10 protein-coding genes and 2 pseudogenes are annotated in these 12,050 nt (G+C 55.5%); 10 read left to right on the top strand and 2 right to left on the bottom strand.

Going from position 1 to position 12,050, the window contains the following annotated elements:
- Window positions 1–88 precede the first annotated feature (88 nt).
- The 8 genes and pseudogenes from ACZ9C1_RS09530 to ACZ9C1_RS09495 all read left to right on the top strand — a co-directional run.
- Window positions 89–523 (top strand): DoxX family protein, encoded by a 435-nt coding sequence (locus ACZ9C1_RS09530; RefSeq protein ID WP_102683246.1) that lies wholly within the window; start codon window positions 89–91, stop codon window positions 521–523.
- Between the two features lie 227 nt (window positions 524–750).
- Window positions 751–1,059 carry a hypothetical protein gene (locus ACZ9C1_RS09525; RefSeq protein WP_046854898.1) on the top strand — a complete coding sequence of 103 codons (309 nt, stop codon included), beginning with the start codon at window positions 751–753 and terminating at the stop codon, window positions 1,057–1,059.
- 1,051 nt (window positions 1,060–2,110) lie between these two features.
- Complete coding sequence (locus tag ACZ9C1_RS09520) at window positions 2,111–3,307, top strand: IS256 family transposase (protein WP_016391483.1); 1,197 nt, start codon at window positions 2,111–2,113, stop codon at window positions 3,305–3,307.
- 27 nt (window positions 3,308–3,334) lie between these two features.
- Window positions 3,335–4,234, top strand: a complete 900-nt coding sequence (locus ACZ9C1_RS09515; protein WP_476253911.1) for a ThiF family adenylyltransferase — start codon at window positions 3,335–3,337, stop codon at window positions 4,232–4,234.
- A 256-nt stretch (window positions 4,235–4,490) separates the two neighbouring features.
- Window positions 4,491–4,712: a hypothetical protein gene (locus tag ACZ9C1_RS09510; RefSeq protein ID WP_277504980.1), complete on the top strand. Its 222-nt coding sequence runs from the start codon at window positions 4,491–4,493 to the stop codon at window positions 4,710–4,712.
- A gap of 113 nt (window positions 4,713–4,825) precedes the next feature.
- On the top strand, window positions 4,826–5,611 hold the full coding sequence (locus ACZ9C1_RS09505) for a class I SAM-dependent methyltransferase (RefSeq protein ID WP_476253910.1): 786 nt from the start codon (window positions 4,826–4,828) through the stop codon (window positions 5,609–5,611).
- A complete protein-coding gene (locus ACZ9C1_RS09500; protein WP_476253909.1) occupies window positions 5,599–7,365 on the top strand; it encodes a GNAT family N-acetyltransferase in 1,767 nt (588 codons plus the stop codon). The genes ACZ9C1_RS09505 and ACZ9C1_RS09500 overlap by 13 nt, the downstream gene beginning before the upstream one ends.
- A 287-nt stretch (window positions 7,366–7,652) precedes the next feature.
- Window positions 7,653–7,814 (top strand): annotated as a pseudogene (locus ACZ9C1_RS09495) (NAD(P)-dependent oxidoreductase); the annotation flags it as partial.
- A 128-nt stretch (window positions 7,815–7,942) separates the two neighbouring features.
- On the opposite strand, the gene greB reads toward ACZ9C1_RS09495, so the two are convergent.
- Window positions 7,943–8,428 (bottom strand): transcription elongation factor GreB, encoded by a 486-nt coding sequence (greB, locus tag ACZ9C1_RS09490; protein WP_139669909.1) that lies wholly within the window; start codon window positions 8,426–8,428, stop codon window positions 7,943–7,945.
- 463 nt (window positions 8,429–8,891) lie between these two features.
- Here greB and ACZ9C1_RS09485 point away from each other — a divergent pair.
- Window positions 8,892–9,170, top strand: a pseudogene (locus ACZ9C1_RS09485) (GreA/GreB family elongation factor); the annotation flags it as partial.
- Here ACZ9C1_RS09485 and pdxR read toward each other — a convergent pair.
- Entirely contained in the window at window positions 9,146–10,606 is a 1,461-nt protein-coding gene (gene pdxR, locus ACZ9C1_RS09480) for a MocR-like pyridoxine biosynthesis transcription factor PdxR (protein ID WP_457378695.1), read from the bottom strand. The pseudogene ACZ9C1_RS09485 and the gene pdxR sit on opposite strands and share 25 nt — an antisense overlap.
- A gap of 233 nt (window positions 10,607–10,839) precedes the next feature.
- On the opposite strand from pdxR, the gene ACZ9C1_RS09475 reads away from it, so the two are divergent.
- A complete protein-coding gene (locus ACZ9C1_RS09475) occupies window positions 10,840–12,042 on the top strand; it encodes an MFS transporter (RefSeq protein ID WP_457378696.1) in 1,203 nt (400 codons plus the stop codon).
- Window positions 12,043–12,050: the final 8 nt, after the last annotated feature.

Raw genomic sequence — 12,050 nt, 5'->3', positions numbered from 1 at the left:
TTGCGCGTTTTTTGCGATTTTATTATTCGATGACTTGATTATGATGGCACCCATCCAACACACACCCGCTCAAACAAGGAAGCGCCTCATGAACAACTCCCTGAAAGCCCTTTTCAACACCCGCGCCGGCTACGGCCTGAGCGTCGTGCGCATCCTGGTCGGTGTCATCTTCATGGCCCACGGCGCGCAGAAACTCTTCGGCCTGTTCGGTGGCTACGGCCTGGAAGGCACCGGCCAGTGGATGGAAAGCATCGGCCTGGCTCCGGGCTACCTCATGGCGCTGCTGTCCGGTAGCGCCGAGTTCTTTGGCGGCCTGGCGCTGGTGGTCGGCCTTTTGGCCCGCCCGGCTGCGCTGGCGCTAAGCGTGACCCTGGTAGTGGCGATCTTCTCGGTGCATATCGGCAACGGGTTGTTCATGTCCAACAACGGTTATGAGTTCGCCCTGGCGCTGCTGGCCGGCACCGTGGCGGTGCTGATCGAAGGCGCGGGCCGCCTGTCGCTGGACCATGTGATCGCACGCTGAAATAAAGCTGCAAGCTTCAAGCCTCAAGCTGCAAGTGGTCAAAGCGATCAACTTGCAGCTTGTAACTTGCGGCGTGTCCCTCTAGCATACCGATTGCGCCGATTTAAACAGCTACTTGCGGGGCGCAGGAGAGGCCCCGGTGGGTCATCCGAAATACCGCTAAAGCGCTGGTTCGGTGACGCCTCCCACCGCTGCCCAGCGGGATCAGCGAGGCGGAGAGAGACTCCATGAGTTGCCCACGTACCAGTGTCTGTTTGACCCCCCTGGCCAAGAACCAGGCTTCCCGTACCCCGCGCATCCTGCTCGGCGGCCAGCATCAACCCACGCTTTTGCGCAATCTCGATGGCTTCTCCCGGCGCAAGGGCCAGGCTTGTGCCTTCCTCATCCAGTTCTCCGACAGCTGTGACCAGCTCGATCAGTATGGCAACGACCGCTTCGACCTGGCCGTGATCCAGGCCCCCGCGGCGCAGGATGCCGACGAGGTCATCGGCCAGCTCACCCGCATCGCCCGCCAGGGCCTGATCACCCGCCGTTGAGCGGCGTGTCGCGGCCAGTCGTTAAGCTCGGTCTCTCGGTGGGCGCCTTGCGCCTGCTGCGGATGCGCTGGCCTCCTCATAGGGGGTGAACAAGTCCATCAGACGCGCCCAGGCATCCGATTGGCCTTTGCCATACAGGCAGGTGAGGTAGTCGATCATCAGCCGGCCTGCAGGCTCTTTTGGCAAGTCCTGCAGCTCGCTGTCATTCCTTGAAGTAATGCCCCGCCTGACAAGCTCCGCCATCAGGGCCGAGCCATAGTCGTCTACCTGACGAGGCATCAATACTGCGATTTCCCGCGGTGGAATTCCCACTTCGATCCACTGGCGAAATTTGTCAGCCCGCACCATCGCTTCTTGTGAAGTGTGCTGGAAATGAACCGCTAGGGTCTGTATGAAAAGTCTTGAGACGAAGGTCAGGCAAGGCGAAAACAGCCGAGGAACGGTCGGAGTCGCGCCCGACTTTACGGGTTGTAAATGAGCATTCCGAGGCTGTTTTCAACGCAGCATCACCGAGTATCAAGGCTTTTCATACAGAGCCTAAGACCACAAATCCCTTTCTAGCCAGGCAGTTCTTGAGCCTATAACAACTGACAGTCGCTTCCGGTAAATCAAGCGCTCGACTCACCTCTGTTTTCGACATGTCGCTGGCCTTCAGCTCCAGCACGGCGCGAACTAGATCAGAGCTGCTGGGTTTGTCCCGCGTGCGCTTGATTAGCCCTTCACCCAGCTTCCCAGTGATTTCTCAGGCCTTGAAAGCCTCCACTACCGGAAAAAGATGACAGCTGAACCAGCCTTAAACTTTTCCCATTCCTAATCGTTTATTTCAAAAGCGTCATGCGGACATAAGAGGTAGTCATGGACGATTTAGTTTACTACAAACACGGCAAGCCGGTTGCCATTATTGCGCCCTCCGTACTGTTTTCCCGGATCGTGTCCCGGGAAGTGGTGTAACTGAACCAGCCGAAGGCGCCCTGCGGGCGAAAGAGGATGGTCATCGTGGTTCTTGGCTAACGTTGAGTTTGCGGACTTAACCTTCACCAGAGAAACCACGATGACCAAGCCCACTATCGCATTGACCGAGTTGGTTGAGAAAGGGGCAGATGCTGATCTGCTCAAGCAAATGATCCAGTTCGTTGCCCAGCGCATGATGGAGTTCGATGTCGAAGGCCTGTGCGGTGCCGGCTTCGATGTCAAAAGCCCAGACCGGACAAACAGCCGCAATGGCTACCGTGACCGCCTGTGGCAAACCCGTGCCGGCGACGTCGACCTGAAGATCCCCAAGTTGCGCCAAGGCAGCTACTTTCCGGGCTTCCTCGAACCTCGACGCACCGCCGAGAAGGCCATGGCGGCGGTCATTCAGGAGGCCTACATTCAAGGCGTTTCAACGCGTTCAGTAGATGAGCTGGTGAAGGCCATGGGCATGACCGGCATTTCCAAAAGCCAGGTGTCACGGCTGGCAGGCGAGATTGATGAACGCGTTCATGCGTTTCTTGATCGGCCACTTGAAGGTGACTGGCCCTACCTCTGGATCGATGCCACCTACGTCAAGGTGCGGGAGGCCGGGCGCATCGTCTCGGTCGCCGTAATAATCGCCGTGGCCGTGAACACTGACGGTGGCCGCGAAGTCCTGGGCATGCGGGTTGGGCCATCGGAGGCCGAGCCGTTCTGGACAGACTTCCTGCGCAGCCTCATGCGACGTGGCTTACGGGGCGTGAAGCTGGTCATCTCCGACGCCCACGAAGGCCTGAAAGCAGCTGTGTCCAAGGTCTTCAATGCGACCTGGCAGCGCTGTCGCGTGCACTTCATGCGCAACGCCATGGCCCATGTCGGCAAGGGCCAGCGCACCATGGTAGCGGCGCTGCTGCGCACGGTCTTCGCCCAGGACAGCCGTGCCGAATGCCATCAGCAATGGCGTTTGGTCGCTGATCAACTGCGCGAAAAATACCCCAAGATCGCGACACTCATGGACGGCTGCGAGGATGAAGTGCTGGCTCACATGGCGTTTCCAAAAGCGCACCGACAGCAGTTACACAGCACCAACCCGCTTGAACGGCTTAACGCTGAAATCAAACGCCGCACCGATGTCGTGGGGATTTTTCCCAACGATCCGGCCATCACACGGCTGGTAGGCGCGATGCTGCTGGAGCAGAACGACGAGTGGTGCCTGCAAAGACGCTACATGCAGTTGGAGGCCTTCGAAGCGGTCAGCGATAATCCACAGGCCAAGCTGTCGGCCGTGATCAACTAAACGGCAAACTCAGTGGCCAGAGCCATGATGAGTTACACCACTTCCTGGGACACAATCTTTTCCCGGGAATCCGATGAGACCATTATAAATGGCCCTAAAGGAATTTCGAGCTTCAGAAGTGGAGACGAACAATCGCTGGAGCAGGCCCTGAAGGAATGTGGAGCTTTAATCCAGGGTGCGCACGATGAAATTGAACAAGTGAAGCAGCTTCTTCAAGATCCTGTAACCAGCAGAACGACGAGCTACTTCTTGAGTGTTGCACGCCAGTGTGCAGATGTAATAGCCGACATGGAGATACTGAAAAACTCCAAAATTATAATTGCTGGTTGTGGAGGAATCGGAAGTTCAGTGGCGATGCTGTTAGCAGGTGCGGGTATACGAAATCTAATACTAACCGATCATGACGTGGTAGAAAAGAGTAACTTGAATCGCCAGCTCTTTTGGACGCTTGCAGATGTAGGAAGCTATAAAGTGGACGTACTCAAGAAGGCGCTGACTGCAAGGTTTGAAAATCTGAGCGTAGTAACTCACGTGAAACCCTGCTCACTTGAGTTGCTGAGGGAACTTATTTCAGATGTTCAAGGCGCCGTTATAACTGCTGACGACCCTCCTACTCTCGCGAGAGATGGTGTTTTTATCGCAGAGGAGTTCGATATACCCGTTGTGTCTGGTGGATATCTTCATTGCTTCAGTACATCGCTCCTATTTAATCCAAGCGATGCGAAAAACCTTGCGCCCAGCGTCAGGCGTGACGTATCGGCACCACTCACAAGGTTGCCAAGCGGCATAATGCCGAGCTACGGCCCAGTAAATTTCAGTCTTGCGTCGATGCTAAGCAGCAATTTGATTTCTGCACTGGCAACACACACATTCAAAGGATTTGAATCCAGAATAGAGCGCTGGGATAGCTCTAGAATGATCCTGTAAGCTTGTAAGCTTGTAAGCTTGTAAGCTTGTAAGCTTGTAAGCTTGTAAGCTTGTAAGCTTGTAAGCTTGTAAGGTTGACTATCCATCCGGCGTTTAGGGAGTTGCAAGTAAGCGAAGTGAGTTAACATTTTAAGCTGTCTGTATAGGAGAGGTAGAATTATTGCGCGACTTTAAAAAGATGCTTGACAAAAGAGCTATAAGTCGCAACTATAATCAGGAACGATAATCGTTCTCACGGAAAACAAAGGAATGTAACATGGATAAGAAATTGCTCGGTATCGCTTCAGTTATCTTGGCAAGTTCGCCTGTCGTACAGGCTACTGCTTTGCCACCGGCACCGGTTGAGACTGAGGCGCAGCTTCAAGTCAATGCAGCGGGCCAACCAGTCGCACCCTTTACTAAACATGAACAACTCAAGGAGTCTCTTGCCAGCGTCTGCACACTTCCGAGTGCTCACCAGCATTCGATGTGCAATTAGAGCTCGTCTAAAGCTGTAGGTCTTTAAGCGGATCTGCACCAGCTTGACTCTAAATAGATGCGAAGCTTGTCTTCGCATCTATCTCTAATTATGCTTTCTCGGAAGGTTATCTCGTGAACACCAAACGCGTAGACTTCAGTTCTATGACCTATCCTGATCTTGTAGCATTCATGCAGCAAGAGAATACACCTCCTGGTGCAAGTCATGCGCTCGACTATTTGATCGAGGCGTCGACTGTTACCTCTGGCTCTTATCTTCTAGATTTAGCTTGCTCTACAGGATTTAGTTCAAGGTATTGTTATGAGCAGGTAGGAAGCCGGGCCGTAGGTATTGATACAAGTAGTGCTGCAGTCAGCGTTGCTAATGAAAAAACAAACGAACTAAATGCGGCCGATAAATTACAATACTTAGTGGCCGATGCTTGCGCATTGCCATTCGAAAATGAGTCATTCACTCATGTACTAGGTGGTTGTAACTTTGGTTTCATCCAAGATCGCCAGCGCGCATTGTCAGAATGCCATCGAGTTCTAAAGCATGCTGGAATCTTGTGCATCTCAAACTTTTTTTTCAGGTTGACGCCCCCGGAATTTATACTAAATGCGGTCGAGAAAGCACTAGGCTGGCGTCCAGAACCCTCTTGGACATACGATTATTGGAAGGAGTTTTTTACGGAGCATGGATTTACACTCGGCTCCGAATTTACGTACGAACTGTTTGCTGAAAGTGAGGGTGCACTGGCAATGCGTGTAAGGCGTTATTTATGTCAAGAAAATCCTGGAACTAGAGCTATGGCGACGGATCAACAAGAAGCTTTATATAGTCACTTTTTTGAAATTCGAAAAAGCTTGAACGCTCAGAAAGATTTTCAAGGAGTGGCTTTCCAGACATGGCACAAATAGCTCCCCCGGAAAAATTCATGGAGACTGTCCGGAATCATATCTTAGAGGAGGCCAGCCCTGATCGGCCTTTTTTCATTTTTGATCTTGAAAGTGCCCGAGCGAAAGCGGAAAGCTTTATGCGTTCTGCAAAAAAGCACTTTGATGGGGTCGTGCTCGCGGCTTCGTTGAAATCGTGTAATTTAGGGGCGTTTTGTCAAATGCTCAAAGATAACCATTACTGGGTGGAGGCCTGTTCAATAGAGGAAATCAATTTAGCGTTACAAGCAGGCTTTGAAAGCAGTCAAATAATTTTTGATGGCCCGCTTAAGCTCGATGACGAACTGTTGTTCGCTGTTAAGCACGAGGTGCTGGTGCAGGTTGATAGCATTAGTGAAGTCGAGAGGCTAGGGTCTATATGTTCGAGCATCAGAAAGAAATGCCAGATCATAATTCGCTTATCGCATCTTTATCGAGACACTGGATATTCCCGCTTCGGCTGTACATCAAATGAGTTTGAAGAAATTCTCTTGCCCTGCCTTCGCAGGTACGAGTGCATAGAGCATGTCGGATTTCATCTTAATGCTGGGTCAAATCTGCCGGCGACGACAGCCATAACTGACACGCTGGCGCTATGGGCTTCTTTCCTAGTCAAACATATGCCGGAGCGAGGAATACTAGACTTGGGAAGCGGTTTTCCAGCAGACTCATTCTCAAAAGATATCAACATCAAAACACCCTCTGCTGACTTTTTTTTTAAAGAAATCGCTCAAAAAGCTCAAGCATTGTTTGGGCAAGTAAATCAGCATTGGCGTTACATCTTTGAGCCGGGTAGATGCCTCAGTGAGGATTATGGCTATCTCTGCGGTAGGGTTTTTAGTACTAAGTGGCGTAATGGTATAGAGCTTCTCCAAACAAACGTAGCTTCAAACTGGGTTCCCTCAATCCATCAGTGGGCTCATTCGATCGTACCCGTATCAAATTTTCCAGAAGCACCGACGCGTCACGCTCAGTACTTAGTGGGTTTTAATTGCTTCGAAGCGGATTACATTACAGCTCTCGGGGAAACGTTTTCTCTCAAGGAAAATGATCATTTCCTTATAAAAGGGTGTGGAGCGTATGACCTTCAAACTATGACTCAGTGGGTCAGGTGTAAGCCTGTGGTTTATAAGTACGACGACAGACGTCTTGGTTTATGTCGGTCGCCATCCAAGCCTAATTGTCTGGTGCTTGACGACATTTATTGCGTATCCGAAGACATTAAAATTACAGAAACTCTGTCTTTGGTCAACGCTAAGCCTTCATACGCTAAGGACTTGTTCGAGCTCATAACAAAAAATAAAAAAAACTTTGAAAGGTATATGCACTGGCCTAGAAGCACAAGGTGTTCGAAAGACGTAGAGGAGTTTTTAATTTCATGCTCAAAGGAACATCAAGAAGATATCTCCAAAACGTATATACTTTGTGAGTCAGGTAAGCCCTGCGGTGTTCTGTCTTTTAATTCGATGGATCTCGTGAATAAAACCGCTTATTTAGGTTACTGGTTGGATGTTGATATGCAAGGGAAGGGCGTTCTATCAGCTGCGGTAAAAAAACTGATTGAAATTTATGTGGAAAAAAGCCAGATATGCCGCTTCGTTATCAAGGCTGCCGTAAAAAATGGAAAAAGCAATGCGCTGGCATTGCGCTGTGGTTTCAGTTATGAGGGCACACTTAAAAAAGCAGAGCGTATAGGGGATGAGTTTCTTGATCAAAATATATATGCGTTGGTTCTATAACCGCTTGACGCAGAGTTGTTAGCAACACTGCTGAAACACGGCCTGTCGAGCAAAGAGGCTTTGATGCCCTGATAGATCTTAAGCGATCAAGCGGTGGTCGGGCCAACAGCGTGTGACCAGAGCCTTGGGGCGCAAAGCTGGGGGCGGCTCAGTGTGGTCGATTAGCCATCGTCTCTCTGCTTCATCTATTGGAGCGAAGATTTCTCAGGCGCCATAACCATTTTCCAAGCGCCTGATCTGCTCGATGGCGTCCTGGACGGGCAGATCATTGGGGGGCGCGGGTCAGCAAGGACACCCTCTTTGAGCAGGCGGATATCGCTACCCTCCATAGGGTGCTCAGCGAGCGCTCCAGAAACATCGTGGGGCGTGCTGAGCTGCAGCGAATGAAGCCCCATGCGTGGTTGATCAATACCGCCCGCAGTGGTTGGTTGATCAGCAAGCGTTGTTGAGCGCGCTTCAGGCGGGCCAAATTGCCTTCGAGGATCGATCTTTGCTGACAACCGATCCTGTCCGACCTGTTTGTAGGCGCTGGCTCCCCCGTGGTGCAAGCAAGGCTGCCGAATCCTGGTGGAAGGGGCTACCCGTGGGCAGGCTGTTCGTAGGAAATGCTAGCGATGAACCAAGTCGCTTCGCCCGTCGGAGTCTGCACCACGACCTCGTCCCCTTCCTCTTTCTTCAGTAGGGCGCGGGCCATGGGGGAATCAATCGAGATGTAGTCCTTCCGACCGTAGATCTCATCGTACCCGACGATTCGGAATCGCTTGCTCTCACCATCTTCATTGTCGATCTCAACCCAGGCGCCAAAGAAGACTTTGCCCTCTTGCTCGGGGGCATAGTTGACAACCCGGATGTCCTCCAACCGCTTCCGGAGGTATCTGATCCGACGATCAATCTCTCGAAGAAGCTTTTTGTTGTATTGGTAATCCGCGTTCTCACTCCGATCCCCTAGAGAGGCGGCCCAGGTAACCTTCTGAGTGATTTCGGGACGGTAGGTGTGCCAGAGGTGGTCTAGTTCAGCCTTCAGAGCAGCGTGCCCTTCTCTGGTGATGATGTTGGTCGGCAACCTCTACTCCTGATACAGATACGGTGGCACCTGGATCAATGGGGACGGAGCCGCCAGGAGATGTCCTTAGGCAATCGCCGCCGAGATGATGATCCAAGTCAAATCCAAGCGAGACTACCACGCCTTGGATTGCTGTTTGAACAGCTTCCGATAGGGCAGTACTTAGGGCCTATGCCTAGGACTTTCCGGGTGGCTTCTGAGGCGCCGCTTCTTGAGTGACGCAGCGGCTTTGCTATGAGACCGGTTGTTTGGGGCGAACGGAGCTGCTGAATGGGTGTTCGTCTGTTGCTGCAAAGGTGGGCTTAACAGTTCTCCCTCCGTGATCTCTCTGGTGCACCAGAATATGCGGGCAGGGTGAAGCCGCCTCAGGCTGCTTGGATGGATTCGGCAGGTGCGGGGTACGTCCAGTGTGGAAGTGCTGCTTGGTTGGATCGCTAATGCTGTTCTGGGGTTGGGGTGATAATACCAGCACAACAAGAAGCTGCTGCGCGAGATCGACCGCCGCGTGCGTTACCTGCGCAAGCGCCTGGAAGACGTCGTGGTGGTCGAGTACTCGTTGCGCTTTCGCATCGTCGGCTATGACGAGATCCACGGGCGCAACGACTATATCTCCATCGACTCGCCCATGGCCCGGGCGTTGCTCAAGAAGGAGGAGGGCGACGAGGTGGTGGTGCACACCCCCCCGGGTGAGGCAACCTGGTACGTCAACCGCATCAGCTACCCGGGTAGCGATGCCCGATAGACCTCTACCAGCACTTGTGCCGCTGCTGCGATCTGCTCATCGGTGAGCGCTGCATAACCGATCAGCACGCCGGCGGGCCAGGTGTGTTTGCGGCAGAACAGACCGATCGGCTGCAACACCAGCCCGCATTGCCGGGCCCGCTCGCAGAACGCCTGCTCACTGACGCCGTTGGGCAACCAGAGGACGAAGTGCAGGCCGGATTGCTCGCCGCTGACGGTCATGCCTGGCTCTGCCGCGAGGCGCTTGAGCAGCAGGTCCCGGCGGCGTTGGTAGGTCTGCCTTGCGATGCGCAGGTGCCGTTCATAGTGACCGCGCAGCAGATACTGGCGCACCGTCCGCTGGGCGATGATCCCCGGCGTCTGCCCCGTTGCCGCCAGCCAGTCGATGAACCGTGCGCGCAAGGTTCGCGGTACGACCGCGAAGCCCAGCCTCAGCCCACTGAACAATGTCTTGTTGAAGCTGCCGCAGAACAGCACCCGGTCATGCTGGTCGAGCGCCTTGATCGCCGGCAGTGGCGCGCAGGCATAGTTGTATTCGCTGTCGTAATCATCCTCGACGATGTAGGCATCTCGGGTCTGTGCCCAGTCCAGCAGCGCCTGGCGTCGCTGGACGCTCATGCAGATGCCCAGCGGAGCCTGGTGCGCGGGGGTGGTGTGCACCGCGCGGACGTGGTCGTGCGTGGCCAGTTGTTCGACGTCCAGGCCTGCCTGGTCCACGGCGACGCAGATCACCCGTCTGCCGGTCTGTTCGAACATGCGTGCGGCCCAGGAGTAGCCCGGATCCTCCAGGGCGATGGCGTCGTCCTGTTCCAGCCACTGGCTGATGAAGTGCAGGGTGTGGCGAATGCCCTGGGTCACGACGATAGCCTCGACGTCGCACTCGATGCCCCGATAGAGACGGATGTGCGCCGCTATAGCCTTGCGCAGCAACATGTCACCTGCGTGCGGAACGCTCTCGGTGATTGTCGCAAGGGCATCGGCGGCCAGTTGCAGATGACGCTGTTCAAGCAGCGTCGGGTCTGCCAGCCGGGCGACGAAGGGCACGCCCGTCTGCAACCGGGCTTCTGGCAGGGCGGCAGGGCTGACGCAGGGCGCGGGCTCACGGGGGCAAGCGAGCGTGGCCAGGGGCTGTTCGTTGGCCGCGATCAGCGCGTCGGGACGCAGCGGTGCGACCACTGAGCCCGCGCCTTGTCGGCGCAGGATGCAACCTTCCAGGGCGAGTTGTTCGAAAACCAGCTCGACGGTGCCCCGCGCCACTCCCCACCGCTGGGCGAGGGTACGGGTGGAGGGCAGGCGTGTGCCGGGCGTCAGATGGCCACAGGCGAGCAGATCTTGCAGGAAGGCATAGAGCAGTTGGTGCTTGCGGGCCGAAGGTTTGGCGCACAGCTCGAACGGCAGGGCAAGGTCAAGGGCAAGCGGTTGTTTGCCTCTGGCCATAAGTGGTCCACATGCAGGAAGGCTTAATGGACCTTCATGGTAGCCAGCGCAATCCCTAAGCTCAATCCACGTAACAACTTGTTGCGGTGCGCAAAGAAGCGCACCCGATTCCATTGTGCGCCCAGGCGTAGACGGAACCGGTATTCATTCTTTGCAAGGAGTCAACGAGTCATGACGGTTCTGCAGTGGTTGCCCATGTTGCTGGCCCCGCACTACGAACAGGTGATGCGGGCATGAGTGCGCCGAGCGCGAGTCCCTGGTTGACCCTGGCGCTGTTGAGCGCCGTGGTGGTGCCGCAGGTGGGGCTGGGCGTGATGGTGCCGGCATCGGCGCGGTTGGCTCAGGACCTTCATGTGGGGATGGCGAGCGTGCAGAACACGCTTGTGGTGTATATGGTCGGCTACGCCGTATCGGTGATCATGGCCGGGCTGCTTTCCGATCGGTTCGGCCCCAGGGCCGTGCAGTTGGGCGGTCTGGCGCTGTCGGTGGTCGGCGCCTTGCTGGCGGCCAGCGCCGAGGGCTTCACTCTGTTCATCCTCGGCCGTTTGCTGCAATCGCTGGGCGGCTGCGTCAGTACCGTGACCACACGCCTGGTCGTCAGGGAGGTGTACCCCGAAGCGCAACGTCTGCCGGTTCTGAGCACCCTGGCCTCGGCCACTGCCGTCACGCCTTGCGTGGTGCCATTGCTGGCCGGTGCTGTGCTGCCTGAGCTGGGGTGGCGCGGGGTGCTGGTGTGTGCCGGCGCATTCAACCTGCTGGTGTTGCTGGTGTTCGTCGGACTTACCCGGCCCACGGCAGGCGGCGGGCAGCCGATCGGCTCGGTTGGCGCCATCTGGCGCGTGTACCGGCGCAATATGGGCAACCCTGGCTATCGGCGCAATGCGGCCTGCATCAGCCTGGTGTGGATGAGCTACTTCGCCCTGCTGTCGTCGTCGTCCCATGCCTTCCAGCAGGTGCTGGGTTTCAGTGAGCTGGAGTATGGCGCGCTGATCGGCGCCTGTGCCTGTGGCTATGTGGCGGGCAGCACCATCGCGCGGCGCCTGAGCCAGACCCACGACCTGGACGCGCTGCTGGCGCTCGCCGCGATGATCGGCTTGGGAGGTTGCATAAGCCTGTCCCTGGGGCTGCTGTTGGTGGGCCCGGGTACACTGTTGTTCCTGCTGCCGATGATCGCGCTGCTGGTCTGTACCGGTATGGTCATTCCGATCACGCAGGCAGGGTTGTTGCGTTGCGTCAGCCAGGACGTCGGCATGTCGTCGGGGCAGTTCTTCTTTCTGCAGATGATGGCCGGCGCCCTGTACTCACTGTTCCTCAGTTGCATCCCGCCGCTGGACCTGAACCATCTGGCGATCGCCGTCGCTGCCCCGATAGTACTCATGGCGGGGGTGGTGGGCCGGCTGCGCCTGCGCGGCCGCCTACAGGCCAGCCAGCCCTGAACCCTGGC

The organism is Pseudomonas sp. TE21435, from assembly GCF_056279265.1.
This window is presented reverse-complemented; position numbering and strand designations above follow the sequence as displayed.